Annotated in this window: 17 protein-coding genes; 4 read left to right on the top strand and 13 right to left on the bottom strand. The window is 72.4% G+C overall.

The window, feature by feature from the left end; translation table 11 throughout:
* Nucleotides 1–181: 181 nt before the first annotated feature.
* The 3 genes from ACWD38_RS18605 to ACWD38_RS18595 form a co-directional block, all read right to left on the bottom strand.
* Nucleotides 182–886 carry a dienelactone hydrolase family protein gene (locus ACWD38_RS18605; RefSeq protein ID WP_450124528.1) on the bottom strand — a complete coding sequence of 235 codons (705 nt, stop codon included), beginning with the start codon at nucleotides 884–886 and terminating at the stop codon, nucleotides 182–184.
* A 144-nt stretch (nucleotides 887–1,030) separates the two neighbouring features.
* On the bottom strand, nucleotides 1,031–2,971 hold the full coding sequence (locus tag ACWD38_RS18600; protein WP_450124527.1) for a YhgE/Pip family protein: 1,941 nt from the start codon (nucleotides 2,969–2,971) through the stop codon (nucleotides 1,031–1,033).
* Between the two features lie 20 nt (nucleotides 2,972–2,991).
* Nucleotides 2,992–5,721, bottom strand: coding sequence for an MMPL family transporter (locus ACWD38_RS18595; RefSeq protein ID WP_450124526.1), 2,730 nt, complete (start codon nucleotides 5,719–5,721; stop codon nucleotides 2,992–2,994).
* 173 nt (nucleotides 5,722–5,894) lie between these two features.
* On the opposite strand from ACWD38_RS18595, the gene ACWD38_RS18590 reads away from it, so the two are divergent.
* Nucleotides 5,895–6,590, top strand: a complete 696-nt coding sequence (locus tag ACWD38_RS18590) for a TetR/AcrR family transcriptional regulator (protein ID WP_343071306.1) — start codon at nucleotides 5,895–5,897, stop codon at nucleotides 6,588–6,590.
* 341 nt (nucleotides 6,591–6,931) lie between these two features.
* Entirely contained in the window at nucleotides 6,932–7,363 is a 432-nt protein-coding gene (locus ACWD38_RS18585) for an OsmC family protein (RefSeq protein WP_184478331.1), read from the top strand.
* Between the two features lie 63 nt (nucleotides 7,364–7,426).
* On the opposite strand, the gene ACWD38_RS18580 is transcribed toward ACWD38_RS18585, so the two are convergent.
* Nucleotides 7,427–8,914: an amidase gene (locus ACWD38_RS18580; RefSeq protein WP_184478330.1), complete on the bottom strand. Its 1,488-nt coding sequence runs from the start codon at nucleotides 8,912–8,914 to the stop codon at nucleotides 7,427–7,429.
* A 246-nt stretch (nucleotides 8,915–9,160) separates the two neighbouring features.
* Between ACWD38_RS18580 and ACWD38_RS18575 the strand changes: the two genes are divergently transcribed.
* Nucleotides 9,161–10,012, top strand: coding sequence for an EamA family transporter (locus ACWD38_RS18575; protein WP_450124525.1), 852 nt, complete (start codon nucleotides 9,161–9,163; stop codon nucleotides 10,010–10,012).
* Nucleotides 10,013–10,015: 3 nt separating this feature from the next.
* On the opposite strand, the gene ACWD38_RS18570 is transcribed toward ACWD38_RS18575, so the two are convergent.
* The 5 genes from ACWD38_RS18570 to ACWD38_RS18550 all read right to left on the bottom strand — a co-directional run bounded on the left by ACWD38_RS18570 (nucleotide 10,016) and on the right by ACWD38_RS18550 (nucleotide 16,640).
* Nucleotides 10,016–11,479: a condensation domain-containing protein gene (locus ACWD38_RS18570; protein ID WP_450124524.1), complete on the bottom strand. Its 1,464-nt coding sequence runs from the start codon at nucleotides 11,477–11,479 to the stop codon at nucleotides 10,016–10,018.
* 6 nt (nucleotides 11,480–11,485) lie between these two features.
* A complete protein-coding gene (locus ACWD38_RS18565; RefSeq protein WP_184478327.1) occupies nucleotides 11,486–12,922 on the bottom strand; it encodes a condensation domain-containing protein in 1,437 nt (478 codons plus the stop codon).
* Nucleotides 12,919–14,472 carry a condensation domain-containing protein gene (locus ACWD38_RS18560; protein WP_184478326.1) on the bottom strand — a complete coding sequence of 518 codons (1,554 nt, stop codon included), beginning with the start codon at nucleotides 14,470–14,472 and terminating at the stop codon, nucleotides 12,919–12,921. Before ACWD38_RS18560 ends, ACWD38_RS18565 begins: the two co-directional genes overlap by 4 nt.
* 558 nt (nucleotides 14,473–15,030) lie before the next feature.
* Nucleotides 15,031–15,495, bottom strand: coding sequence for an Lrp/AsnC family transcriptional regulator (locus ACWD38_RS18555; protein WP_425503539.1), 465 nt, complete (start codon nucleotides 15,493–15,495; stop codon nucleotides 15,031–15,033).
* Complete coding sequence (locus tag ACWD38_RS18550) at nucleotides 15,492–16,640, bottom strand: M24 family metallopeptidase (RefSeq protein WP_184478325.1); 1,149 nt, start codon at nucleotides 16,638–16,640, stop codon at nucleotides 15,492–15,494. The genes ACWD38_RS18555 and ACWD38_RS18550 overlap by 4 nt, the downstream gene beginning before the upstream one ends.
* Nucleotides 16,641–17,045: 405 nt before the next feature.
* Between ACWD38_RS18550 and ACWD38_RS18545 the strand changes: the two genes are divergently transcribed.
* Entirely contained in the window at nucleotides 17,046–17,957 is a 912-nt protein-coding gene (locus ACWD38_RS18545; protein ID WP_450124549.1) for a 5'-3' exonuclease, read from the top strand.
* A gap of 331 nt (nucleotides 17,958–18,288) precedes the next feature.
* Here ACWD38_RS18545 and ACWD38_RS18540 read toward each other — a convergent pair whose 3' ends face one another.
* From ACWD38_RS18540 to ACWD38_RS18525, 4 genes are all read right to left on the bottom strand, one after another.
* Nucleotides 18,289–19,518: a GNAT family N-acetyltransferase gene (locus ACWD38_RS18540; protein ID WP_221315753.1), complete on the bottom strand. Its 1,230-nt coding sequence runs from the start codon at nucleotides 19,516–19,518 to the stop codon at nucleotides 18,289–18,291.
* A 40-nt stretch (nucleotides 19,519–19,558) separates the two neighbouring features.
* Nucleotides 19,559–20,023, bottom strand: coding sequence for a DUF4333 domain-containing protein (locus tag ACWD38_RS18535; RefSeq protein WP_246456720.1), 465 nt, complete (start codon nucleotides 20,021–20,023; stop codon nucleotides 19,559–19,561).
* A gap of 518 nt (nucleotides 20,024–20,541) precedes the next feature.
* Nucleotides 20,542–23,307 (bottom strand): DEAD/DEAH box helicase, encoded by a 2,766-nt coding sequence (locus tag ACWD38_RS18530; protein ID WP_184485028.1) that lies wholly within the window; start codon nucleotides 23,305–23,307, stop codon nucleotides 20,542–20,544.
* 352 nt (nucleotides 23,308–23,659) lie between these two features.
* Nucleotides 23,660–24,571: a diacylglycerol/lipid kinase family protein gene (locus ACWD38_RS18525; RefSeq protein WP_184478322.1), complete on the bottom strand. Its 912-nt coding sequence runs from the start codon at nucleotides 24,569–24,571 to the stop codon at nucleotides 23,660–23,662.
* Nucleotides 24,572–24,931: the final 360 nt, after the last annotated feature.

Genomic DNA, 24,931 nt, shown 5'->3' with positions numbered 1-24,931 from the left:
CCGCACCAGGGCTCCGGTGACGCTGTCAAGATCGCCGCAGCGCGGATCGGGCGGCCGGGAACGCGTTACCGCCCGATGCTCGCGCAGACCCGGTAGCCCGGTGCGTCGCTGTACTCGCTCGGATTCCGGTTCCCGTGCAACGGTCGTGCGACCGGTGGCGCCGATCACCGGGACGGACGGGTCAGCGCAGGTGTTCGGTGAAGAACGTCGTCACCCGCCGCCAGGCGTCCTCGGCGGACTCCTCGTGGTAGCCGAAGCCCGCCACCCGCAGCAGCGGCTTGAACGGCCCGGCCTTGAGGTCGTTGGCGAAGCTGTGCCCCGCGTCCGGGTATTCCTTGACGTCGTGCGCCACGCCCAGCTCGGTCAGGTGCGACTCCAGCTTCGCGGCGGCGCCCTTGAGCGAGGCGTCCTTCGCGCCGAAGCTCGCGACGACCGGGCACGCGCCGTCGAGCACCGCCTTGTCGTCGGGCACCTGGCCGTAGTACGGCGCGGACGCCTGGAATCCGCGCGGGGCGGCCAGCAGCGCGAAACCGCCGCCCATGCAGAAGCCCACGACGCCGACCGCGCCGGTGCAGTCCGCGCGTTCGGCCAGCAGCCGCCGCGCCGCTTCGATGTCGTCGAACGTCTGGCCGCTGCCCTTGCTGAGCTGGCCGAACACGGTGCGGATGCAGCGGACGAAGCCGCCGCGCGCGTAGAGGTCGGGCGCCACCGCGAGGAACCCGTCGGCGGCGAACCGGTCGGTGATGGCCTTGCTGTCCGCGGTCATCCCGAACGCGTCGTGCACCACGACCACGCCGGGCCACGGCGGCTCGCCCGAGATCGAGGGGTACGGCACCGCCAGGTGGCCCGAGATGTCACCGTCGGACGAAGGAATGGTCGCAGTCACGACCCCGAACCTAGTCCGCGTCCACGTCGATGTCACTCGCCGGAACCACCCTGGTCGGCGGAGAATCCCGCGCAGCCGGACCAGATCGCGCTCGGTCCACAATGGATACCGGGCCGGGAGCGATCGCTCCCGGCCCGGGTCCGGTCAGGCCAGTCCGGGACCGCGCCGGGGGAATCCGGACGTCAGCGGCGACAGCTGGGTGGCCCGGACCGTGCGGGTCCGCTCGATCGCCAGGTAGCTGAACACCACCCCGGCCAAGCCCCAGATCACCAGCAGGGCCACCGCTCCGCCGCCCGGAGCGACGCCGTCGGTCACCGCGCGCAGCGCGTCCTGGGCCGGGCCCGCGGGCGTCGCCGCCAGGAACTTTCCGAGCACCGCGGGCACCGCGGTGATGAACCCGGTGGCCAGCAGCAGCAGCGCGACCAGCATCGCGAGGAACCGGCCGAAGCCGCCGAGCGCACCGGCGAGCGCCTGGTTGACGGCCGTGAACGCGACCCCCGCCAGCATCGCCAGCCCGGCGCAGCCGAACCACTGGCCGACCGAGAGGTCCTGCGAGACGCCGACGACCACGGCCACCAGCAACCCCTGCGCCAGCCCGATCACCGCGGGCAGCCGCAGCTGGCGCAGCGCCAGCGCGAACGACGAGCGCGTCGACTCCAGCGCCCGGCGCGGCACCGCGCGCAGCACCAGGAACGTGGCGATCGCGCCGACCCACAGGGCCAGCACCGCGAACAGGGCCACCCCGGAGGAACCGAAGCCGAGGCTGGTCCCCTCCGCCGTCGTCACCGGGTTCGCCACGGCCTTCGCGAGCTTGTCCCGGTCACCGTCCGGGTAGCTGGGCAGCTGCTCCACGGCCTGGTCCAGGCCGCCCGCGAGCTCACCCGAGCCGTCGCCGAGCTGGTGGGCGCCGTCGGAGAGCTGGCGCACGCCGCCCGCCAGCTGATCGGCACCGTCGGCGAGCTGGCCCGCGCCGCCACCGGTCTGCGAGATGCCGTCGGCGAGCTGGCCGACGCCGCCGTCGAGCTGCTTGGAGCCGTCGGCGAGCTGATCGATGCCACCTGCGAGCGCGGGCAGGCCGCCACCCGACTCGGGGGTCTGCCCGGCGAGCGCGGCGAGACCGCCGGAGACGCCGGTGCTGGCCTGCTGCACCTGCCCGGCGCCCTCGCTGAGGGCCTGCGCGGTGGCCGCCTGGATGGCGATCTTCGTGCAGATCGGCAGGGTGCCCGGCGGGCATTCCTTGCTCATTTCGCCGAGGCTCTCCGACATGCCCTGCAGGCCGCCGGAGAGCTGCTGCACGCCTTGGGCCTCCTTCGCGGAGACGTCGGCGAGCGTCGCGGTCTGCTGCGGCAGCTGCGCGGTCTTCTCCTGCAACTGCCCGATTCCGTCGGACAGACCCGCCATCCCGGTCTTGAGCTGCAGCGCGCCGTCCTCCAGCGCGCCGATGCCGTCGGCCAGCGCCCGAGACCCGTCGGCGAGCTGGTCGGCACCACCGGCGAGCTCGTCGGTGCCACCCGCGAGCCGGCGGGCGCCGTCGGCCAGCGAGGTGGCGCCGTCGGAGGCCTCACCGAGCTTGTCGCCCAGCGTGTTGAAGCCGACGAAGACGTTGTCCAGGTAGGTCGTGGTGAGCTGCTGCCCCAGCAGGTTCGCCGCCGTGGTGGTCACCACCCGGCTGATCGCCTCGTCGGCGAGCTTGCTGCGGCCACCGGTGCTCACGTCGATCGTCGCCTTCTTCGCCTGGGCGGGATCGCCGGAGAAGGAGGTGGCGGCCTTCGAGAAGTTCTCCGGGATCGTCACGACCGCCGCGTAGTCGCCGTCTTCGAGGCCCTCGGCGGCGGTCTGCGGGGTGGCGAACTCCCAGCTGTAGTTGCTCTCGATCTCGCCGCCGACGAGCTTCGCGGACAGCTGGCGGCCCAGCGGGGTGAGCTGGCCGTTGACCTCGATCGGCTCGTCGTTGTTGACGACCGCGGCCTTGGTGTCCTTCAACCGGTCCTCGGGACTGCCCATCGACCAGGTCAGCAGACCCGCGATCACCAGCGGCACCAGCAGCAGGCCGGCCAGCGGTAAGAGCAAGCGGCTTTTCGCCATCGTCAGATTACCTCTGCTTTCTAGCGGATCGCGCCGGAGAGGACACCGGGCATCGCGGCGGAGTCATCGCGCAGTTCGGTGAGGGTGGCGCCGCCGGTCGCGGGCAGGACGTCGCGCGCGTCGGACAGACCGGTGCTGCCCGCGATCACGGTGGGCCTGCTGCCGGTGAGCAGCTCGCGGATCGCCAGCCGCTGCCCCGGATCGGAGATCCGGTCGGTCCGGTCGAGCACCAGGACCTCGGGCTTCTCCCGCAGCGCCGCGCGCACCGCGTCGGCGCCGCCGTCGCCCGCGTCGACGTAGGAGACCTTGGCCCGGACGGTCGAGGCCCGCGCGGGCAGCACGTACCCGAGGACCTTCAGCTTGCCCTGCTCGGCCTGCAGCCGGCCGGACAGCGTCAGCAGCACCGCGGTGATCGCCGACTCGTACCGGCCGCGCACCACGTGCACGCCGCCGCGCGGCACCAGGAATCCGACGTCCTGGTAGACCGGCGCGCCGGTGGACGGGTCGTCGAGGCGCAGGCCCTCGCAGGCGACCGCGTCGTCGGCGCCGGGCCGCGGCCAGTCCGCCAGCGCGATCTCCTCGCGCAGGTTCTCGCCTTCGACGTCGAAGGCGGGCAGCACGCGGTCGAGCTTGCGCGGCATCCACCACGCCTTGTCCCCGAGCAGCGCCAGCACCGCGGGCACCAGCGTCATGCGGACGATGAACGCGTCGACGAACACGCCGACGGCGAGTCCCATCGCGATGGGCTTGAGGTTCGCGTCGCCGTCGGGCACGAACGCGGCGAACACCGCGAACATGATCACCGCGGCGGCGGTGACGACCTTGCCGGAGGACACGAACCCGGTGTGGATCGCGGCCTGGGCGTCCTTGGTGTGCACGTACTCCTCGCGCATCCGGGACACCAGGAAGACCTCGTAGTCCATGGCGAGGCCGAACAGGATGCCCATCAGCACGATCGGCATGAAGCTGATCACCGGGCCGGTGCGCGGCACGTTGAGCAGCTCGGCCATCCACCCGTCCTGGAAGACGAGCGTCACGATGCCGAAGGAGGCGCCGATGCTCAGCAGGTAGCCGAGCGTCGCCTTGATCGGCACCGCGATGGAGCGGAACACCATGGTCAGCAGCACCAGCGACAGGCCGACGACGACGATGCCGAACGGCAGCAGCGCCGCGCCGAGCTGGTCGGAGACGTCGATGCCGATGGCGGTGAAGCCGGTGACGGAGATGTTGATGCCGTAGGTGTCGAGGAAGTGCCCGCGCAGCGAACGGATCTCCTCCACCAGGTCCTTGGTCTGCTCCGAGTCCGGAGCGCCCTCCGGGATGACCTGCACGATGCCGGTGTCGGCGGTCGGGTTGGGCGTCGCCATCGGCACGTCGGCCACGCCGGGCAGCCGCTCGATCTCGCCCTTGAGGTCGGCCATCAGGCCGAGCGGGTCCTCGCTGGTGACGATGTCGCCGGTGACGATCAGCGGGCCGTTGAAGCCCTTCGGGAAGTGCTCGGCGGTGAGGTCGTAGGTGACGCGGGCCGGGTCCTCCTTGGCCAGCGCGCCCGCGTCGGGCAGCGCGAGCCGCAGGCCCGCGGCCGGCACCGTCGCGATGCCGAGCACGCCCACCACGACCAGGACGGTGACGATCGGGAACCGGGTCGCCGCGCGCACCCAGCCCGCGAAGAACCGGTCGCCCACGGGGGGCTTGCCGGAGGTCGCGCGGGCGCGCTTGCCCTGCTTGGGCGCCTTCGGGGTGAGCCGCTCACCGGCGAACCCGAGCAGCGCCGGGATCAGCGTCAGCGACACCAGCACGGCGATGCCGACGGCGACCGCCCCGGCGACGCCCATCGTGGTCAGGAACGGGATGCCCGCGACGCCGAGCCCGCCGAGCGCGATCATCACGGTCAGCCCGGCGAAGATCACCGCCGAGCCCGCGGTGGCGGTGGCGCGCGCCGCAGCCTCGTGCGCGGACACACCGCCGGCGAGTTCCTGCTGGTGGCGGGACACGATGAACAGCGCGTAGTCGATGCCCACGGCGAGGCCGAGCATCAGCGACAGCAGCGGAGTGGTCGCGGTGACCGGCCCGAGCACGGTCGCGAGCAGGATCAGGAACGTGGACACGCCCACGCCCAGCAGCGCGTTCAGCAGCGGCATCCCGGCGGCGAGGAACGACCCGAGCGTGATCATCAGGACCACGATCGCGATCACCAGGCCGAGCGCTTCGACGAAGCTGAGGCCGGGGAAGCTCTGCGCGAACAGCGGACCGCCGTGGGAGGCCTGGGAACCTTGCGGCAACCGCTGTTCGAGGTCGGCCGCGATCCCGGCGATGCGGTCCTTGGTCGGCTCGCCGATCTCCATGGTCTGGCCCTCGAGCTGGACCATGATCAGACCGGCTTTGCCGTCCTCGCTGATGCTGCCGCCGAGGTCCTCGTTGTACGGCGAGACGATGGACGCGGCCTCGTCCATGCTCTCGAGCTCGTCGACGGTGCGCTCGACTTCGCTGCGCACCTCGGGGGCGCGCACGTCGTCCGGCGCGACCACGATGATCTGCGCGGAGGCACCGCTGGTCTGCGGGAAGGTCACCGAGAGCCGGTCCAGCGCGTTCTGCGCCTCCGTGCCGGGAATCGTGACGTTGTTGTCCATTCCCTTGAACAGCAGACCGGCCGCTCCGCCGGTCACGACCAGCACTAGCAGCCAGATCACGAGGACGGTCTTGCGGGCCGCGTACGCCCTGCGCCCTAGTGAGTAGAGGAACGAGGACACGCCACACTCCTGTCGCCGGGAGGTTCTCGCCGGACGGCGTCACCAGAAAGGGGGAAGTTGGATACAACGCTGTATCCGATACATGAGCGTATCCGATACCATGGGGCGGTTCCACGCGGGCCGCATCACAGCGGAAAGCCGCTGGTACGGGTCCGAAGGAAGGAAATTTCGTGGTGAACGCGAGCAAGTTGGCCGGCCGGGGCGCGGAGCGCCCGGACACCGGCGCGCGCGAGACCGCTCGGCGCACCAAGACCCGCGAACGGTTGATGGACGCCGCCTACCGGCAGTTCAGCGAGCACGGCATCAACGGCACCTCCGTCGAAGCGATCACCGACGACGCCGGTTTCACCCGCGGCGCGTTCTACTCCAACTTCAGCAGCAAGGAGGAGTTGTTCTTCGCCCTCACCGAACGGGAGAACCGCGTTCGGCTGGAGGTGCTGCGGGAGAACTTCGCCCGGCTGGTGGCACCGCTCGGCGACACCGCGGGCAAACCCGCCCCGCACCTCATCGAAGGCATCATCGCCGACGTGCTGTCGTTCCAGCCGGACAACCGCCAGTGGTGCCTGATGCAGAGCGAGTTCCGCCTGCTGGCGCTGCGCGATCCCGAGGTGGCGCCGCGGTTCCTGGCCGCATCGCAGTCGTTCCTGCGCGAACTCGCCGCGATGGTCGACACCGCGGTCCGCTCGGTGGGAGTGCGCTTCCTGATCGACACGCTGGACCTGACGAGGATGCTGATGGACCAGTTCGACTCGGCGATGCAGGAGGCGATCCTGTCCGGTGCCGAAGATCCCGAGGCCGTGGTCCGCGAGCACGTGATGCGGACCCTCCCGCTGCTGGTGCACAGCCTCACCGACACGATCGAGCCGTGAACCGCACGAGGGGTCGTGGTCTGCGCGGCGGATCGGGTGGCGGAACCTCAGCGGCCTTCTTGGTCGAGCTGGTCACTGCTCGGCGGCTCCGCCGCTGACAAGGCACAGGCGAAGAACACTCCTCACCTTGAACGACGAGATCCGAGCCCGAGGAGACCTCGGTCGCGGCGCGTTCCCGCGCCGAATTCGGAGCGGAACGACCGGGCGATCGGTGCGCCCGCCGGTGGGATTCCGCACGGCGTGATCCAGGAAGCTCTGCGAGGGTCGGATCGTTCTCGCCCACGGGAGCGCCGGGCGAACGCCGGCGGCGTCCCGGACGAACGCCGACACGAGGAGATGTCATGGCCGACCGCAACGCGACGACGAGCTGGACCGGCGATCTGGGGTCCGGCTCCGGCATCGTCACCCTGGATTCCTCGAACGCCGGGCAGTTCCCCGTGTCGTTCGCGACCCGCGCGGAGGACCCGGCCGGGCAGACCAGCCCGGAGGAGCTCATCGCCGCCGCCCACTCGTCCTGCTACAGCATGCAGCTGTCCGCGCTGCTCGGCGGCGTCGGGCACGCGCCGGAGCGGATCGACACCAGCGCCGAGGTCACCCTCGGCAAGTCCGGCGACGGCTTCGCCATCACCGGCATCGCGCTGACCGTGCGCGCCAACGTCCCCGGCGCCGACGCCGACACCTTCCAGCAGGCCGCGCAGCAGGCCAAGGAGACCTGCCCGGTCTCGGCCGCGCTGAGCGGGACCACCATCACCCTGGACGCGCAGCTCGCCTGATCCGGCCCATCACGCGCGGAACCCCGGTCGTCGTCGAGGCGACCGGGGTTCCGCGCGTCGGGGTCAGTCCCCGGCGAGCGCGGTCGGCTCGTGCTGAGCCCACGGCGCGGCCTGCTCCAGCTGGGCCGCGAGGCGGAACAGCGCGCCCTCACCGCTCAGCGGCGCGACGAACTGGACGCCCAGCGGCAGGCCGTCCGCCGTGCGGTGCAGCGGCACCGACATCGCCGGGCGTCCCGTGATGTTCGCCAGCTGGGTGTACGGGACGTGGCGCATGTTGGAGCGCGCGATGCGGTCGACGACGCCGGTGCGCCGCAGCAGCCCGCCACCGCGCACGGCCAGCACGATCCGGCCCAGGACGTGCAGCGGAGCCGGCGTGGCGAGCTCGCCGACGCGCACCGGCGGCCCCGCCAGGCTCGGGGTCAGCAGCAGGTCGTGGTGGCGGTGGAACTCCGCCAGCCGCGCGGAGTGCGCGTGCCAGGACTCCAGCACGGACACGTAATCCGGGCCGCTGATGCTGCGCCCGACGGCCGCCAGCAACCGGGTGTCCAGTTCGAACTCGCCCGGGCGGGCGCCGGTGAACCGCTGCGCCTCGCCGAGCGCGTGGGCCAGCTTCACCGACCAGGCCCGCAGGAAGTCCACGGTGAGCGCGGCCAGGTCCACCGGTGACGGGACTTCCTCGACCTCGTGCCCCAGCTCGGTGAGCAGCTCCGCGGCGGAGCGCATCGCGGCCACCGCCGCCGGGTCCGGGTCGCCGAGCGCGGAGGCCGCGCTGAAACCGATGCGCAGCTTCCCCGGTTCGCGCAGGACCTCGTCGGCGAACGGGCGTTCCGGTGCGGCCGCCGCGTACGGGGCCATCGGGTCGGGTCCGACCAGCGAGTCCAGCGCGATCGCGCTGTCGCGCACGGACCGCGACACGACGCCGTCCACCGCGGCGCCGTGGAAACCCTCCGCGCGCTGCGGCCCCGCGGGCACCAGCCCGCGTCCGGCCTTGAGCCCGAACACCCCGCAGCAGGCCGCCGGGATGCGGATCGACCCGCCGCCGTCGCTGGCCGCCGCGAGCGGCACGATCCCGGCGGCCACCGCGGCGGCGGCACCACCGGAGGAGCCGCCCGGTGTGCGGTCCAGCGCCCAGGGGTTGCGCGCCGGGCCGAACGCGACCGGCTCCGTGATCGGCTTCGCACCGAACTCCGGGGTGTTCGTGCGCCCGAACACCACCAGCCCGGCGTCCTCCCAGCGCCGCACCACCTCGGCGGTCCCGGTCGCGGCGACGCCGCGCAGCGACCGCGAACCACCGCTGGTCGGCAGCCCGGCGATCTCCTGGTTCAGGTCCTTGAGCAGGAACGGAACTCCGCCCAACGGCCCGGCCGGGGTGTCCCGGACGCGCTCGCGCGCGCGGTCGTCGAGCCGCTGCGTGATCGCGTTGAGCCGCGGGTTCACCCGCTCGGCCCGCGCCAGCGCCGCGTCCAGCACCTCACCGGCGGAGACCTCACCGGCACCGATCAGCTCGGCCAGCCCCGCGCCGTCGTGCCGACGGTATTCCGCGTACTCCATGACACCTACCCCGCTCGTCGCCCGGTCCGCCCGCCATGATCCCGCGCCCGATCCCGGCGCGGGAGGACCACCGCTCGCGGCGCCCGCCCCTGCCTCGCCACCACCTCGCTGCCAGCGCTTGCTCGGTCAAGCACGCCGCCCGGACCCGGGCGGCCCGGTCGTCGGCGGGGGCGACAGCGACGGGGTGCGTGCGGAAGACTTCGCCCGCGCCGGACTTCGGCGGTGGACGTGATCAGGGGGCTTCGGATGACCGTCGGGCTCGGTGCCGATGTCGTGGTGGCCGTGCTCGGGGCCGCGCTGCTGCACGCGACGTGGAACGCGATCGCGCACGGCATGAGCGACCGGCTGGCCGGATTCACCCTGATCGCGTTGAGCTACACGGCGATCGGCGGGGTCGCCGCGCTCTGCACCGGACCTCCCCCGGCGGCGGCCTGGCCGCTGATCCTCGCCTCGGCGGGAGTGCACGTGGCCTACCAGGTCGCGCTGATGCTCAGCTACCGGCTCGGCCAGTTCAGCCAGGTCTACCCGCTCGCCCGCGGCACCGCGCCGTGGGTGGTCACGGTGCTGTCGTACGTCGTGCTCCGGCAGGGGGTCTCCGGATGGGTGCTGGCCGGGGTGCTGGTGATATCGGCGGGGCTGACCGGCTTGGTCTTCCTCGGCGGGCGACCCACGAGGCGCCAGGTCCCGGCGCTCGCCGCCGCGTTCGGCACCGGCCTGCTGATCGCGACCTACACGGTCATCGACGGGGTCGGAGTCCACCGGGCGGACGTGTTCACCTACGCCGCGTGGATGTTCTTGCTGCAAGGGGTCGCGGTCGTGCTGCTGGCGCAGGCGGTGCGCGGCCGGGCGCTGTTCGCCCAGCTCCGCGTCGCGCCGATCCCCGGGCTGGCCGGCGGAACGTTGTCGCTGATCGCGTACGGCCTCGTGCTGTGGGCGCAGACCCGGGGAGCGCTCGCACCCATCGCCGCCCTCCGCGAGACCAGCATCATCTTCGGCGCGCTGATCGGCGCGGTCTTCTTCCGCGAATCCCTCGGGCGCGGCCGGGCGCTGGCCGGTGCCGTCGTGCTCGCGGGAATCGTGCTGATCAACCTGCCGTGACCGTCAGCGCTGAGCGGCGAGCGGCCGCGGTTCGGCCGCCGCCGCGAGGGCCGCGGTGAAGCGGTCGCGGAAGGCGCGGACCGCCGATTCCGCCGCGGCCGCACCGGGATGACGGGTGCGCAGGAACAGGCCGTCGGACGTGCGCGACACCCAGAGCTGGACGTCGTCGGCGTCGGTCTCGCTGCTGATGTGGCGCGGCCGGGACTCGGGGAACTCCAGCGAGACCGGCATCGCCCGGTAGTCCACGTAGGACAGCATGAAGATGTCCTTGCGCACCGGGCGGTACTCGTCGGCGACCGCGGCCAGGATGTTCGGCAGCGGCACGCCTAGGGTGCCCAGGGCTTCCCGGAAACCCACCTTCGCGTGCGTGTGGGTGTCGGCGAACCGTCCGTTCACCACGTTGAACGTGACGGGAGCGTTCGTCGTGAACCACCCGACGGCGTGCCGCCAGCGCGGTTCGTGCCTGGTGTGCAACGGGATCAGCACGCTGATCCGGTCACCGGCGCCCAGTCCGCGCAGCGCGAGGCCCGCGGCGGCCAGCACTCCGGTGAACGCGCTGCCCGAGCCGTCCCGGCACGCCGCGTCGAAGGCGTCGGCGGTCTCCGCGTCCAGCAGCCGGGCGGTCATCGAACGCTGCCGCACCGGACGCCCCGGTTCCACGCCGAGCTCCAGCGGGAACGACGGCGTCGTTCCCCCGCAGTCGCGCAGGAAATCCCGCCAGTACGCCACCGCGGGATGCTCGCCGCTCGGCAGCGGCGGCGGGACGGGCAGGCCGTCCGGGCCGGGCGCGTCCCACTCCGCGGTGGCCGGTCGCCCCGGGACCGCGAGGTCCGCGGCGGCCACCGCCTCGTGCTCCTGCGCGCAGTAGTCGACGAAGCCGCCCACCTCCGCCAGCGACGGCGGCGTCCCGTCGACGGCGGCGGAGTACAGCACCTGCAGCTCGTGCGCGGCCACCGCCATCGAGTGCGCGTCCACGCAGGAGTGGTCGAACGCGCCGAACACCGTGCCGCCCCGCTCGTGCCGGATCGCGCCCAGCAGGAACGGCGGCCACCGCAGCGGGTGGCACTGCTCGTCGAACCGCCGCGACAGGTGCTCGCGCACCGCGGCCGAACCGGTGAACGAGCCCGCCTCCCGCCGCCGCAGGACCACCCCGTCGGCGGGCAGCAGCGCGCGGCGGAACTCGCCGTCGCGCTCGGTGAAGCGGCTCAGCAGCCCGGTGTGCCTGCGGATCCACTGCCCGAAGGCCGCTTCCAGCGCGCCGGTGTCCAGCTCCCCCGGCAGTTCGAAGGTGCAGGCCAGCCACGGCGGCGGCGTCCCGTCGGCACCGAGCGCGCCCAGGTGGAAGGACTGGTTCAGCGACGGAGGTACGTCACTGGGCGCGAATTCGTGGCCCGGCGCGGGTTCCGCGGTCCACTCCACGACCTCGCCGGGCGGCGGGTCGAACGCGCTCATCGTCGTGACTCGCACCGGACATCACTCCGCGAGGGCGGCGGCGGGCACCGCGGACCGGAACTCGTGGTCGCCGTCGGCGATGACGCGGTGCAGCACCGCCATCGTGCGATCCAGGTAGCGGGCGACGTTGTCCGCGGCGACCGCGGTGTCGGGGTAGCTGGCCTTCAGGTACGTGAGACCGCGCAGCCGGTTGACCCACATCGGCACGTCGAAGCCCTCGCCCGGACCGCTGAGCACCTGCGCGTCCGCCTGCTCCCACAGCTCGCCCCCGCGGATCCGGCGCAGGTCGATGAACGACACGATCGGCAGCACCGTGCGCGCGTCCTCCTGCAACCGCAGCTGCGAACCCAGCAGTTCCACCAGCTTCACCACCGGCACGTCCGCGATGGCGCGAGCGCGGGTGAAGGCCTCCTCCGCGGCGGTGAGCACCTCGCCGAACGTGCCGAGACCGGTGAGCGAGAAGTGCAGCGGGACCAGGTTGATGAACCAGCCCTGCGCCGCCGCCCACTGGCGTTCGTCGCGGGTCTGCACCGGGGTCAGCGTCCGGAACGACTCCGCGCCGGCCAGTTCCGACGCGGCGATCGCCAGCGCCGCGAAGATCCCCGCCGCGAAACCGCCGCGGTGCTCGCGGCAGCGCTTGCCGAACGCGTTCGCCTGGTCGGCGTCGAACAGCTCCCGCTCCATCAGCAGCTTGCCGCGGGGTTCGCCGTCGTCGAGCCCCAGCGGCAGCGGGAACGACGGGGGCCGTTCGCCGCCGCTGAGCCAGAAATCGCTCCAGGTCCGCACGGCCGCCGCCTGCGCCTCGGGTTCGAGGGCGCGCCCCCGCTCGCGCGCGGCGAACACCGCGTGGTCGCCGACCTCCGGCAGCGCCGCCGGTTCGCCGCCGACCTGCTGCTCGTAGAGCCGGCGCAGCTCGTCGAACACGAGGAAGATCGAATATCCGTCGGTGTGCGCGTGGTCCACGGCGAAGAACACCGTGGAGGATTCCTCCCGCAGCACCGCGCCGAGCACGAACGGCGGCCACCGCAGCGCGCTGGTGGCGCCGTCGAAGCGGTGCAGCAGGTGGTCCCGGATCTGCGCGCCGTCGCGGTCGCCGATCTCCACCGGGGCGAACTCGACGTCGTCGGCGTCGAGGGCGTAGCGGCGCAGCTCGTCACCGGTGTCCTCGAACCAGGTCAGCAGCGTGCCGTGCCTGCGCACCCACTGCTGCCAGGCCACCGCCATCGCGTCCGCGTCGATCCTGCCGGGCAGGTCGAACACCGTGGACAGCCACGGCGAGTGCACCGCGCCGGCCGCGTCGTTGGCCAGCGAGCGGCGGATGTGGTTCTCCTGGAACGACGACGGCGGAGCGGGATGCTCGCGCGCGGCGCCGATTGAGTCCATTGTGGACTCCGTGGGTCGCCATTCGACGAGCCTGCCCGCAGCGGGCTCGTACTCGCGGAGTGCGTTCATCCTCATGAACGGGATCCCTTCGCCACGGGGTCGTGCTCGATACCGGAACGCCGCGTTCCCGCGCCGACCGGAGTTCGAACGCCGGACCCTACCTGATCTTCGAACGACCTCTCCGTCCACAGTGGCGCGACGGTGGCGGCGAAATCCGGGTCCGCGGTCGCCGCCGCCGCGCACACCGACCGGCGGATCCGGTCGACGTAGTCGCGCACCGCGGCGTCCGCGCGATGCGTTCCGGGGAACCGGCTCGTCACGTAGATGCCGTCGTTGCTGCGGTTGACCCAGATGTAGACCTCGTCGGTGGAACTGGCGGGCGCGTGCAGCGCCCTGGCGTTCCACTCGTTCCAGTGCTGCGCGCCGGGACTAGCCCGCAAGTCCATGTAGGACACGACGAAGCGCGGCACCAGCTCGGCGCCGAGCAGCTCCGCCACCTTCGGAACCGGGACCGTCGAGAGCGGTTTCGCCCGTCGCAGCGCCGTTCCCGCGCCGGGCAGCAGGTCCAGCACGTCGACGCCGTCCAGCGCGCCGGGCCCCACCGGCATCGCCAGTTCCACCGGCGCCAGCCCGACGAACCAGCCCAGCGACCTCGCCCACTGCCGGGCCGAACGGGTGTGCATCAGCAGCAACGCCCGGAACGTCTCCGAATCGTCGAGACCGGCCCCGCCGGAGCGCGCGGCGGCCAGCGCCAGCGCGCAGAGCACTCCGGAGAACGCGCTCCCTCCGTTGCGCCGGCACGCCTTCTCGAACGCCGCGGCGCCGTCGGCGTCCACGAGCCACTCGCACAGGCCGTGCTGGCGGACCCGGAGCGCGGGCGCCGCGCTCGGTTCCGCGACGGGTGGGAAGGGGAAGCGGGGCAGCTCACCGCCGCAGTCGGCGAGGAACTCGGCCCAGCGCGCGACGGGCTCGTCGGCGCGCTCGAATCCGTCGCTGTACTCCCGTTCCCGCGCGCAGAAGTCCACGTAGCTGCCGACCTCCGCGAGCTCGGCGGGGCGCCGGTCGCGAGCGGCGGTGTAGAGCTCGTGGATCTCGTGGGCCACCAGCAGGATCGAGTACCCGTCGACGTTGCCGTGGTCGAAGGCCAGGCACGCGGTGACCGAGTCGGCCCGCGACACCGTGGCGAACACGCAGGACGGCCACGTGGTGGGATCGGTGTTGTCGTTGAACAGCTCGCGCAGCGCGTCGGAAAGGGCCGCGGAGTCCTCGTAGGCGCCGAGTTCGTCGCCCGTGACGGATAAGCCTCCGGTGCTCCAGGTGTAGCGCCGCACCCCGTCCGGGGTCGGCCGCAGACCGCTGCGCAACGTCTCGTGCCGGTCCACCCACTGCAGCAGCGCGGTGCGCCAGGCGTGCTCGTCGAGCGGACCGTCCAGGTCGAAGCAGATCGCGAGCCAGCTCGGGTCGTGCACCACTCCCGGCTCGGAACGGCACCGCACGTGGGCTTGCTGCAGGTGCGACGGCGGGCGTTCGTCGAGCCGGGGTCGCGCTCCGTCGACGGGGGACACGCTCCACCGCGCCGCCGTGCCGGGCCGGACGCCGTAATCCGCGATCTCCGTGAATCTCATGCCACCCACTCAGGTTTTCGATGTCGCGTTCCCCGCTCGCGCCGATAGCGCGCCGAACCACGCCGATCACACGCGGGAGCCACGATGATGCCGCAAGGGAACCGATCGAGTTCCGGGCCCCCGCCATCGAGCACGCCGGGCGGTCATTCAAAACCGGTGAGCGCGACGACCGCAAGCCCCCTGCCGATCACATCAGGTGTTTTCGCAGCTCACGGGCCACTCGTCGAGTGTCCACAAAGTAAGATCCTTGCAAATCTCCCCGGAGTTTCGAATTTTTCTCACGCCATGAGACATGCTCGCTCAGCATTGCAAACTTTCACGTTAAATGAGAGTTTCATCTGCTCCGGAACGGTCGTCTTCCGTGCCACCAGCAATGGAAATGCCCTGTGCATCGGGAAATCACGAGGCCACGGGCATCGAGTGGTTCCGGCACCAGAGCATTCGACGACATCGGGCGCGGGAACGGATTTTCGCCCGCCGCGGGACGAACCGGACGCGGTGCACAGCAGAACGTGGCGGCGCCGAACGGATCGGCACCGCCACGTCATCGCGTCCCGGCTAGATCTGCGGCGGCCGGTGCTCGTACGGAGTGGACAACACCACCGTGGTCCGCGTGGAGACCTTCGCCGCCTCCCGGATCTGGCGCAGCAACTCCTCCAAGCCCAGCGGCGAAGCGACCCGCACCTGCAGGATGTAGGACTCGTCGCCGGCCACCGAGTAGCACGACTCGATCTCCGGCAGGTGCTCCAAGCGCTGCGGGTAGTCGTCCGGGGCCGCCGGGTCGATCGGGGTCAGCGAGATGAACGCCGTCAACGGCAACCCGATCTGATCACCGTCCACTTTGGCCACGTAGCCCTGCAGCGCGCCGCGCTGCTCCAGCCGCCGAACCCGCTGGTGCACCGCCGACACGCTCAGGCCCACGCGCTCGGCCAAGTCGGTGAAGCTGCACCGGCCGTCGTGCGCCAGCTCGCGCAGGATCGCGCGGTCCGTCGCTTCCAGTTCGCCCGAATTCCGGTCGTTCACGCCGGCAGCACCACCAGGTCGTGCGGCTGCGAGTTCACGCTGAGCACACCGTCGTCGGTGACGATCACGATGTCCTCGATGCGGGCACCCCAGCGACCGGACTGGTAGATGCCGGGCTCGATGCTGAACGCCATGCCCGCCTCCAATTCCAAGGTGCTGCCCCCGACGATGTACGGCTCCTCGTGCACGTCGAGGCCGATGCCGTGCCCCGTGCGGTGGATGAACTGCTCGCCGAACCCGGCCGCCGCGATGGGCTCCCGCGCGGCGGCGTCGATCGACTCGGCCGTCGCCCCGGGACGCACCGCGCGCACCGCGGCGTCCTGCGCCGCCTGCAGCACCGCGTAGGTCTCCCGCACATCGGGCTGCGACGGCTCCCCCACCGCGTAGGTGCGGGTGCAGTCGGAGTTGTACCCCGACGGGATCGGCCCGCCGATGTCCACGACCACCACGTCCCCGGCCTCGATCACCCGGTCCGACAGCGCGTGGTGCGGGCTGGCGCCGTTGGCGGCCGAACCGACGATGACGAAATCGGCCTCGGTGTGGCCCTCCTCCACGATGGCGGCGGCGATGTCCGCGCCGACCTGCGCCTCGGTGCGCCCGGCCCGGAGGAACTCGGCCATCCGCGCGTGCACCCGGTCGATCGCCGCGCCCGCCGTGCGCAACGCCTCGATCTCGGCGGCGTCCTTGCGCATCCGCAGCTCGCGCAGCACCGAACCGGCCAGCACCTGCTCCGCACCCGTCGCCGCGCCCAGCGGCAAGGTGTGCAACGCGGGCATCACGTCGGCGACGCCCAGGCGCGACGGCGCGCCACCACGGCGCAGCAGGTCCGCGACCAGCGCGTGCGGATCCTCCCCGTCGACCCAGGTCACGATCTCGATGCCGAGCTCGTCGGCGGGCACGTCGGCGTAGCCGGGCGCTTCCAGCTTCGGCAGCACCAGCACCGGAGCGGCGCCGTTGCCCGTCGCGGGCAGCACCAAGGTGCTCAACCGCTCGAACGACTCACCGCGGGCACCGAGCAGGTACCGCAGATCCGAACCGGGGGTGATCAGCAGGGCGTCCAGGTCCGCGGTCGCCGCCGTCGCCGCGGCGCGGCTCAGTCGGGCGGCGAACACCGCGGGGTCCTGCTTGAGCGAGTCAGTGGCCATGGCCACCTAGCCTAAAGAATGCGGCCACCGCGAGTCGCGCGGCGGTCCCGCGGATCAGGCGAAAGATCACCCCGGACGGAACAGGCCGAGCAGGAGGATGTCCTGTCCTGCCCGGCCTGCTTCCGTGCCTCCGGCCGAGTCGCGTCGTCCGGGGAGGACCGATGCGCCCGTCCGGAGCGGCCCGCCGCCTGTCGGGGGTTCGACGACGGCCCGTTCCCATCCCGATCCGTCGGACCGGGAAACCTCCGCGCCGCACCTCGATCCGGACGGTGCCGCGCGCTGAACCGACTGTATGAGGCCGCTCCGGCGGCGTAGTGACAGTGATCTGACAGCTCGCGTCCGCGCCCGGCCTGCGGTGCGGTGTCGGCGGGGCGTGACAGAGTGGTCCGCGTGACGGGTTCTGTGATGCTGATCGACTCCGCCGGGTTGTGGTTCCGCTCGTACTACGCGCTGCCCGACTCGTTGACGGCCCCGGACGGGACACCGGTGAACTCGGTGCGCGGATTCTGCGACATGCTGGCGAAGCTCGTCGGCGAACGGCGGCCGACGCGCCTGGTGGCGTGCTTGGACAACGACTGGCGCCCGCAGTTCCGGGTCGACGCGCTGCCCTCCTACAAGGCGCACCGCGTCGCCGAGGAGGACCCCGACGCCGAAGAGGTGCCGGACACGCTGAGCCCGCAGATCCCGATCATCCTCGACGTGCTGGACGCGCTGGGCGTGGCCACCGCCGAAGCCGAGGGCTACGAAGCCGACGACGTCATCGGCGTGCTCGCCGACCGGGAACGAGCCGACCCCGTCGAAGTGGTCACCGGCGACCGCGACCTGTTCCAACTGGTGCGCACCGGACCGACGCCGGTGCGGGTCCGCTACGTCGGCGCCGGACTGGCGAAAGCGCAGGACTTCGGCCCGGCCGAACTCGCGGAGCGCTACGCGCTCGACGCGGCCCGCGCGGGCGACGCCTACGCCGAGATGGCGATCCTGCGCGGCGACCCCTCCGACGGGCTGCCCGGCGTCGCGGGCATCGGGGAGAAGACCGCCGCGAAGCTGATCACCGAGTTCGGCTCGCTGGACGCGCTGCTGGCCGCGGCCGGGCAAGACGACCGGCGGCTCACGCCCCGCGTGCGCGGAAAGCTCGCCGACGCCGCCGACTACCTGGCCGCTGCGCCCGCAGTGGTCCGAGTCGTGCGGGACGCACCCGTCGTGGTGGACCGTCCCGACACGACCCCGACCAAGCCCGCCGACCCCGAACGCCTCGCCGAACTCGGCGCACAATGGGGCCTCGGCGGCCCGCTCGACCGGTTGGTTGCGTCGCTCTGACGGGCTCTTTTTGCTTTGGTGGTCGGGTGGCGGAACCTCAGCTGTCTTCTCGCTGCGGGATCTTTTTCCCAAGTGGCTCCGCCACGAGGGAAAAAGCTGTCCTCGCGAGAAGACAGCTGAGAACCCGCGGGTGGTCACCTTGATTACGTGGGCTATGCGCTGACGCGCATACAAGCACGGCCTCCAGCCGCAAAGCAGGCGTGGCTTCGCCCGCCCAAGACACGGCTACGCCGCAAAGCACGGCCTCCGGCCACAAAGCAGGCGTGGCTTCGCCTGCTTCGGGCGGCTTTTCGGGTGTGGGGTGGGGTTGTTCGTCGTCCGGTCGGGATTGTTAGAAGCCCGTGCCGCACCAGGGTGGGCGGGGGGTGGCGAACAGGCGGTCGGCTTCGGGCGGGGCCGCCGGGTCGTGCACCTCGACGCGGTTCGCGTCGGCGAGGGTGGTCACCGCGACGTCTCCCAGGTACAGCGAGCCCAGGACGTCCACGTCGAGCGTCAGCTGCGGCCGGTCGTCCACTGGTTCGGTGCCGTCCGGGCCGATCCGGTAGGTGCCCGCGTTCTCCGGCAGCACCGGGTCCCGCACCTCGATCACCACGGGTTCCGCGGCGCCGTAGGAACGCGCGGCCAGCGCGGTGGGCACGTCGACCAGCCGCACCCACAGGTCGTCGTCGAGCCGGTCCACGGCGTAGCCGCGCCGGTCGGCGAGCCACCACGGCAGCGCCTCGTCGAGCGGCCGGTCGATCGCGCTGACCGTCGTGACCAGGTCCAGGTTCAGCAAGAAGCGCCACAGCGACGCGGTGGCGACCGCGTCCGCCGCGTGCAGCTCACCGACGTGCAGCGCGACCGCGCCGTCGCCGAAGTGGTGATCGGTCTTCGCCGGCTCGAACAGCGCGAACCCGTCGTCGGTGCCGGACTCGTCGGAGTGCACGGCGATCCGCTGCGCGCCGCCGTTCTCGACGGTGCCGAACAACCGGGTGCTCCACCAGCCCTCGCTACGGCCGATGAGACCGGGCCTGCCGGTGCTGATCCGCGCGTACAGCTCCGGGAGCAGCTTCTCCGCCGACGGCCCGTCCACCAGCCGCACCTGCCCACCGGCGGGCGCGTCGTCCCGCAACCCGCCGAGCAGCCGGGACACCGACACGCGGTGCGCGCGGGTGGCGAGGCCGTAGCCGAAGCGCGGGTAGATGCGGGTCTCGGAAGCGTGCAGCATCGCCACCGGCTCCCCGCGGCGCCGCGTGTCCGCGAGCTGCGCGCCCATCAGCTCCCGCAGCAGCCCGCGCCGGGTGCGGTCGGCACGCACCCCGACACCGGTCACGGCCGCCGCGGGCAGCACCGCACCGCCGGGCACCTCCAGGGAGGACGACAGCGACATCGCGGTGCCGCTGAGCTCCTCGCCGAGGTACGCGCCGAACACCCGCCCCGGTTCGTACCGGGTCACCGACCGGCGCCAGCGCTCCTCGCTGCTGCGTTCCGGCACGTGCAACGACGCGAGGAACAGGTCGTTCGCCTGGCGGTACTCGGATTCGGCCAACGGCCGCACGTCGACTTCGCTCACACCTCGCATCCTGCCGAAGGCGCGAGCCGCGCGTCGAGCGAATTCCGGGCTACCTCGGGTAGCCGACCTCGTAGGTGCCGGACTCGTCCCGGACCGTCACCGACACGGGCTTCTTGCCGCCCTGCAGCGTCACCTGGCAGTCGAAGCTGCGTCCGGCGACGACCAGCTGCCCCTTGGGGCAGGTCACGGATTCGACGGTGCCCAGGTGGTAGGAGCCCTCCAAGGTCTGGCGCACGCCGTGCTGCACGCTGTTCGCGTCGAGCTGGTCGCGCACCAGCACGCCGGGGTGCACGAAGCCCACCACGGCGAGCGAACCGGCGACCACCACCAGGATCGCGCCGCCGAACACCCACGGCGCCTTCGACTTCCGGCGCGGCGGCGGAGGCGGCGGCTGGGAGCCGCGGCCCGGTGGGCCGACGGTGATCGGCGGCAGGCTCGGGTGCGTCGACTCCGCCGGCCCGGGACGCGACTGCGGCGGTGCCGCGCCGGGACCACCGGGGTGCGGGGGCCGCATCGGACGGCCCGGTTGCCCGGGTGCGGACGCTCCTGGACGGGCCTGCTGCCCCACCGGCGGCCCGGGATGGCCACCCTGGCGGCCGTGCGGTGGCCGGCCTCGCTGCGGAGCCGGGCCGTAGGGGCCGGTCATCTGGTACCTCCGGGGAAAGCTGAACGTTCCGGCGCGGCGCGCGACCCCCGGCGCACCCCGCCCGCAAATCCAATCACAGCCAGCCACCACCCCCTGACACCGCCGGGTGTCGCACCCTCGCCCCCGCACCACCCCACCACCAACAGCGACCGCGCGATTTCGCGAGAGATCCGACGCCCCCACTCCCCCGAGCCGCCCGCAAGACCGCCATCAGCCCAGGTGAACGGGTAGATGCCGAGGCCCCCGCCGTGGCGGGGTGGGTGCAATTTCTCGCGAAATCGCGCGAGTAGTCCACAGCGGGGACGTTCGTCCCCACCGGATCGTGGGGACGCCGCAGGAGCGGCCGCGCACCGGTGGACGGGACCGGTGCGCGGCCGCGGGGGTGATCACATGGCGCCCGCGGCGACGACTCCCCTGCGGATCGCGGTGACGGCCTTCGCGGCGGCCGAACCCACCGGGTCGGACTTTCCGGTCACGTCCCGGATCTGGTCCAGCAGGTCCACCACCTGGCGGCACCAGCGCACGAAGTCACCGGCGGAGAGCTCGTGCCCGGTGGATTCCGCGGCGGTGAGCACGCGCTCCAGCGACTCGCCGCGCACCCACCGGTAGACGGGCCAGGCGAACCCGGCGTCCGGCTCGCGGGTGCGGTCCAGCTTGTGCCTGCGCTCGTCCTCCTCCAGCTCACCCCACACCTGCCAGGTATCGCCCAGCACCTCGGCGACCCGGCCGGAGGGCACCGGCGGCGTCACCGGGGTCTCCCGGCGGGACTCGTAGACCAGCGCGGACACCACGGCCGCCAGCTCCGCCGGTTCCAGCGACTCCCAGATGCCCGCGCGCAGGCACTCGGCGGCCAGCAGGTCCGACTCGCTGTAGAGCCGGGACAGCCGCCTGCCGTGCTCGGTCACCGGCTGCTCCGGGTCGTCGACCACCACGTACTCGCGTTCCGAGAGCAGCGCGATGATCCGGTCGAACGCGCGCGCCAGCGAATGCGTGGTGGTGGCGACCTTGCGCCGCAGGTGCTCGGTCTCCGACCGCAGCCGCTCGTGGCGCTCCGCCCAGCGGGCGTGCTTCTCGCGCTCGTCGCAGCCGTGGCAGGGGTGCGCCTTCAACGCGCGGCGCAGGCTCGCCAGCTCGGCGTCGTCGGTGGAGTCCGACCGGTTCCGGCCGCGCCCGCCCTTCACCGAGATCCCCGTCTCGCGCAGCCCGGAGGCCAGGTCGCGGCGCGACTTCGGCGACCGGGTGTCGACGTGCTTGGGCAGCCGCATGCGCCCCAGCGCCTCCACCGGCGAGGTGAAGTCGGCGACCGACAACCGGCCGGACCAGCGGTCCTCGGTGACGACCAGCGGGCGCGGCTCCCCCATCGGCTCCAGGCCGGGGTCGATGACCACGGCCAGCCCGGATCGCCGCCCGGCCGGGACCTGGATCACGTCGCCCTTGCGCAGCTTCTCCAGCGACTTCGCCGCCTCCGCCCGCTTGGACGCCCGGTTCTGCCTGGCCAGCACCTTCTCCCGCTCGGAGATGCGGCGGCGCAGCGCGAAGTACTCGCCGAAGTCGCCCAGGTGGCAGGTCATCGACTCGGTGTAGCCCTCGAGGGCGTCGGCGTTGCGATCCACCCGCCGCGACATGCCGACCACCGACCGGTCGGCCTGGAACTGCGCGAACGACTGCTCCAGCAAGTCCCGCGCCGCGTCCCGGCCCACCCGGTGCACCAGGTTCACGGCCATGTTGTAGCCGGGCCGGAACGAGGAGCGCAGCGGATAGGTGCGGGTGGAGGCGAGCCCGGCGACCTGCTTGGGGTCCATGCCCGGCTGCCACACGACCACGGCGTGGCCCTCGACGTCGATGCCCCGGCGGCCCGCGCGACCGGTGAGCTGGGTGTACTCGCCGGGCGTGAGGTCGACGTGCGATTCGCCGTTGAACTTGACCAGCCGCTCCAGCACCACGGTGCGGGCGGGCATGTTGATGCCCAGCGCCAAGGTCTCGGTGGCGAACACGGCCTTGACCAGGCCGCGGACGAACAGCTCCTCCACGGTCTCCTTGAACGCGGGCAGCAGTCCGGCGTGGTGCGCGGCCACGCCGCGTTCCAGCGCGTCGCGCCACTCCCAGTAGCCGAGCACCGTCAGGTCCGCCTCGGGCAGCGAGCTGGTGTGCTCCTCGATCACCTCGCGGATCTCGTCCACGTCGTTCTCGCTGGTCAGTCGCAATCCGGCGCGCATGCACTGGTTGACCGCCGCGTCGCACCCGGCGCGGCTGAAGATGAACACGATCGCGGGCAGCAGCCCCGCCGAGTTCAGGCTGTCGAGGATCTCCACCCGCGACGGCGCGAAGAACCGCGGCGGACGAGGCCCCTTGCGCCTGCCCCCGCCGGGACCGCCGCGGCCCCGGCCGTACGGGGAGTGCACCCGGGCGAGTTCCTGGGTGTGGCGCAGCAGGTGCGGGTTGAGCTTGAGCTCGCGGTCGGAGGTCTCCCCGCCGAACAGGTCGAACATCCGCGAGCCGACCTGCATGTGCTGCCACAGCGGCACCGGGCGGTGCTCGTCGACGACGACGGTGGTGTCACCGCGCACCTCCACCAGCCATTCGCCGAACTCCTCGGCGTTGCTGACGGTCGCCGACAGGCTGGCCAGCTGGACGTGCTGCGGCAGGTGCAGGATCACTTCCTCCCACACCGCGCCGCGGAACCGGTCGGCGAGGTAGTGCACCTCGTCCATCACGACGTAGCCGAGCTGGTCGATGCCGCGCGAACCCGCGTAGAGCATGTTGCGCAGCACCTCGGTGGTCATCACGACCACCTGCGCGTCCCCGTTGATGGAGGTGTCGCCGGTGAGCAGGCCGACGGCGTCCTCGCCGTAGCGCTCGCAGAGGTCGGCGAACTTCTGGTTGGACAGCGCCTTGATCGGCGTGGTGTAGAAGCAGCGGCGTCCCTCCGCGAGCGCGAGGTGCACCGCGAACTCGCCGACCACGGTCTTGCCCGCGCCGGTCGGCGCGCACACCAGCACGCCGTGGCCGGATTCGAGCGCCTGGCAGGAGGTGCGCTGGAACGCGTCGAGCTCGAAGGACAGCTCGGAGGCGAACTCGGCGAACTTCGGGTGGGCGCTGCGGCGGCGGTGCGCGGCGTAGGAGTCGGCGGGCGACGGAGCCGGTTCGGCCACCGGGGCCTGGGCGGCGGGGCCGGTCGGGCGACCCGCTCTGGTGCGGGTGCGGCGCGGTGGTTCCACCTTCTCCCCCTGGCCGGCGGGTGCGCCGGCGGATTCTCCAGCGCCGGGGGCCGCGGGGTCCGGGGTGCCCGGCGATTCGGGGCTCCCCCCATCCGAGCCCGGGCGTTCCGGATGCGACATGTCAGAGTGCGAACGGCTTACAGCCACCCCACTAGGTTTTCACATCGCACCGACGGTCGTCGCACGCGTGCGGACACGGAGCGTTCCAGGCTCGCCGAACCGGCACCCGGCGGCCGCCCGAGCGCGGCCGGCGGCGTCGTCGCCCCTCACCGGCGACGACGAGGTCTCAGGCGGCTTCGCCGTCGCGGTTCGCCGTGGCGGGGGCGAGCACCTGCAGCGCGCCGGGCTGGCAGCGCAGGCTCACCGGCAGGCGCACCTGCGGTTCGCCGTCGGCGAACGCGGTCCAGCCGTTGCCGCCGCCCAGCCGCACCGAACGGGCCCGCAGCGTGCGCACCGCGGGGTGGTCGACGTGCTTGCCGCTGCGCATCGTCGGCAGCACCCGCAGCATGTCGGCCCGGCTGATCTCGCCGACGACGGTGACGTCGAACATCCCGTCGGTCGGGTCGGCGTCGGGGCAGATCGGCACGCCACCGCCGTAGTACGGCGTGTTGCCGACCGCGACGCAGGTCGCGGCGACGTCGAGCACGACGTTGTCGGCTTCGACCCGCAGCGGCATGGCGCGCAGGTCCGCGAGCTCCCGCAGCACCGCCACGTCGTAGCGGGCGCGCCCGATGGGCAGCCGGGAGCGGTTGACCCGGCCGTTGACCTGGGCGTCGAACCCGGCGCAGAGCACCGTGGCGAACCGCTGCCCGCCGACCACGCGGCCGAGGTCGAGGGCGCGCCGGTGCCCGCTCTGCACCGCGTCGGTGGCGGCGCGGGCGGCGTCCATCGGGTCGGCGGGCAGCCCGAGGGCGCGGGCCAGGTCGTTGCCGGTGCCGACGGGGATGACCGCCAGGGCCGTCCGCGCTCCCGCGCACGCCTGCACGGCGGCGTGCGCCGCGCCGTCGCCGCCGAGCACGGCCAGCACGTCCACGTCGTCGGCCACCGCGGTGCGGGCCGCGGCGGCGAACTCGGCGGCGTCCTCGGCGACCACGACGCGGACCGCCGAGACCACGCGGAACCGCCGCACGACCTTCGCAGCGATGGCCGCCGCGCGGCCTCGGCCGGAACTGGGATTGATCAACACCACGGTGCGCATGGGGCAACATCGTGGCCCACACCCCTGTCACCTGACCAGCGACCACCCCCGAACCCGACATGAGAAGGCGCCGGACCCCCACTGCCCACCGTTCAACTCGCGGTACCGGACGAACAGCATCCTTGATCGTTTCCGCACCCGCGCCGACTTCCCAGAGCACTGCCCAGCTAGAGCCGGCCGACAACCACGAGTTCTCAGCGGCCCCCGTTCTCGCTTCGGTGTCTTGTCAGCGGCGAAGCCGCTGAGCAGCGACCCAGCACGCAGATCGACCACCCGCGGGTTCTCAGTTGCTTCCTCGCGAGGACGGCTTTTTCCCTCGTGGCGGAGCCACTCGGGAAAAAGATCCCGCAGCGAGGAAGC

This window comes from Saccharopolyspora sp. NPDC002578 (genome assembly GCF_053592695.1).
This window is presented reverse-complemented; position numbering and strand designations above follow the sequence as displayed.

Bases quoted from the DNA above. Each gene is read 5' to 3' on its own strand.
- ACWD38_RS18600 (WP_450124527.1), bottom strand. From the start codon at position 2,971: ATGGCGAAAAGCCGCTTGCTCTTACCGCTGGCCGGCCTGCTGCTGGTG.
- ACWD38_RS18585 (WP_184478331.1), top strand. From the start codon at position 6,932: ATGGCCGACCGCAACGCGACGACGAGCTGGACCGGCGATCTGGGGTCC.
- ACWD38_RS18580 (WP_184478330.1), bottom strand. From the start codon at position 8,914: ATGGAGTACGCGGAATACCGTCGGCACGACGGCGCGGGGCTGGCCGAG.
- ACWD38_RS18575 (WP_450124525.1), top strand. From the start codon at position 9,161: ATGACCGTCGGGCTCGGTGCCGATGTCGTGGTGGCCGTGCTCGGGGCC.
- ACWD38_RS18565 (WP_184478327.1), bottom strand. From the start codon at position 12,922: ATGAGGATGAACGCACTCCGCGAGTACGAGCCCGCTGCGGGCAGGCTC.
- ACWD38_RS18560 (WP_184478326.1), bottom strand. From the start codon at position 14,472: ATGAGATTCACGGAGATCGCGGATTACGGCGTCCGGCCCGGCACGGCG.
- ACWD38_RS18550 (WP_184478325.1), bottom strand. From the start codon at position 16,640: ATGGCCACTGACTCGCTCAAGCAGGACCCCGCGGTGTTCGCCGCCCGA.
- ACWD38_RS18545 (WP_450124549.1), top strand. From the start codon at position 17,046: ATGCTGATCGACTCCGCCGGGTTGTGGTTCCGCTCGTACTACGCGCTG.
- ACWD38_RS18540 (WP_221315753.1), bottom strand. From the start codon at position 19,518: ATGCGAGGTGTGAGCGAAGTCGACGTGCGGCCGTTGGCCGAATCCGAG.
- ACWD38_RS18535 (WP_246456720.1), bottom strand. From the start codon at position 20,023: ATGCGGCCCCCGCACCCCGGTGGTCCCGGCGCGGCACCGCCGCAGTCG.
- ACWD38_RS18525 (WP_184478322.1), bottom strand. From the start codon at position 24,571: ATGCGCACCGTGGTGTTGATCAATCCCAGTTCCGGCCGAGGCCGCGCG.